Source organism: Bacteroides gallinarum DSM 18171 = JCM 13658 (genome assembly GCF_000374365.1).
Taxonomy (GTDB): Bacteria; Bacteroidota; Bacteroidia; order Bacteroidales; family Bacteroidaceae; genus Bacteroides; species Bacteroides gallinarum.
The window spans coordinates 1-1,620 of sequence record NZ_KB894213.1 but is presented as its reverse complement, the minus strand read 5'-3'; the positions used below and the strand labels follow the sequence as shown (position 1 = coordinate 1,620).

Here is a 1,620-nt window from a genome sequence, read left to right as displayed (position 1 = left end):
CAGTTCAGAGGAGTAAAGGACAGGGCTTTCTTTCTCTTCAGACTAACAAATATTTATGCTTAATCTATGAATCCCTCAGATTTTTACGTTGACCCTTAATTCACTCGGTTAAACTAAAAGTTTATAGATGCCATAATAAAATTTGCAGGGATTTTGCAGCATTTTCAATCTCAAACAATCAAAAATGTGCAAATGCTTAATCAATGAATCCCTCAGATTTTTACGTTGACCCATATTTCGGATTGACCGATATTCCTAAACTTTGGTATTTCCTTTTACCGCCCTTACAGATGCGAAGCATTAGAGGATGTTCGCCATTAGATATGTTTTCCATTTGTAGCATACTACGTTTACAGTTGCATTCATTATTTTAATGGTTGACATCTTGGTTGACATTACCTAAGTCAACCGCCCAAATCAGGCAATAAAAAAAGGAACTACTTTTCATCGTAACTCCTTGATTTCTTATTGTCGGGGTAGCGGGATTCGAACCCACGACCCCCTGCTCCCAAAGCAGGTGCGCTAACCGGACTGCGCTACACCCCGAATGCTTTACTTCCGAAAAGCGAGTGCAAAGGTAAAATCTTTTTCGATACAGACCAAACTTTTTAAAGACTTTGTCTAAAATAAAATCCTAAAATATTGAGAGACAAGAAGCGGTAGCGGTAATTTGTTTCCTTTCCTTTGATACCTTTCCTTTTATCACTATTTTTGTAGAAATAATCTTAATATATCAGAGAAAATGAAGTCTATTAAACCTATTTTGTTTTTTACCGTTATACTGTTGGGATGTATTTCCTGCAAGAATAAGGCAGGGAGCACGGAACAGCAGAGCATGGAAGCGGGTACGGAGGAGATTGAGGATTCTGTCTGTCATGTACGAGGTGTAGTCATAGAGGCCTCCATGAATGGATTTACAATGGTTACTTCCCGAAACGATACCTTGTACATGAGTACAATGGACCAGGATATAGCTTTGGAAGGCGGACTGTTACTGGGAGATACCTTAGAGGTGGCATATATGGTTACCCAGGATGAGCCCGGTATCAATATTGCATCTGCCGTAACGAAAGTGCGCTGATTTACAATTTAAAAAATTACAGTATGAAAAAGTTCTTATTGGCGGCAGTCCTGGTTATCGCAGCGGCTGCTTGTAGCGAAAAGAAAGGCGGGGAATCTATCGTCGGTTCATGGGTGATGCCTATCGAAGGTCAGCCGGGAAAGATGCAAGGTATAAAACTGGAAGAAGGTGGAGAGGCATCTTCCATAAACATGGCTACGCTGGTATATAAATACTGGGAACAGCAGGGAGACAACCTCTACCTGACCGTGAAAAGCATAGGCAACGGCATAGAAATAGAGGGCGTAGATACTTTAAAAATCGAGAAACTTACGGGTGACTCATTAGTCTTGAACTCTAATTATGGCTATACGCTGCGTTATGTAAGAGGGAAGTAATCCGTTCTGTCCCATTGAATTCATAAAGACCGGTAAACGGAATTCCATTCTGCCCGTTATCGGGCGAATTTAGGGATATTCAGTAAATGTCCCTAAAAATCAAGATGGCATATGAAGATGATAGAGCATACTCACTTCATATGCCATTTTTATAGTCCTATT

At 40.3% G+C, this 1,620-nt stretch carries 2 protein-coding genes, 1 tRNA gene and 1 pseudogene; 2 read left to right on the top strand and 2 right to left on the bottom strand.

What is annotated here, in order from left to right; translation table 11 throughout:
• Nucleotides 1-232: 232 nt before the first annotated feature.
• A pseudogene (locus C233_RS23955) lies at nucleotides 233-366 on the bottom strand (Arm DNA-binding domain-containing protein); the annotation flags it as partial.
• 105 nt (nucleotides 367-471) lie between these two features.
• A tRNA-Pro gene (locus C233_RS0122065) sits at nucleotides 472-546 on the bottom strand.
• Between the two features lie 196 nt (nucleotides 547-742).
• On the opposite strand from C233_RS0122065, the gene C233_RS0122060 reads away from it, so the two are divergent.
• Both C233_RS0122060 and C233_RS0122055 read left to right on the top strand, forming a co-directional pair.
• Nucleotides 743-1,081, top strand: a complete 339-nt coding sequence (locus C233_RS0122060) for a hypothetical protein (RefSeq protein ID WP_018669623.1) — start codon at nucleotides 743-745, stop codon at nucleotides 1,079-1,081.
• Nucleotides 1,082-1,104: 23 nt separating this feature from the next.
• Nucleotides 1,105-1,458, top strand: a complete 354-nt coding sequence (locus C233_RS0122055; RefSeq protein ID WP_018669622.1) for a lipocalin-like domain-containing protein — start codon at nucleotides 1,105-1,107, stop codon at nucleotides 1,456-1,458.
• The last annotated feature ends 162 nt before the right edge of the window (nucleotides 1,459-1,620 follow it).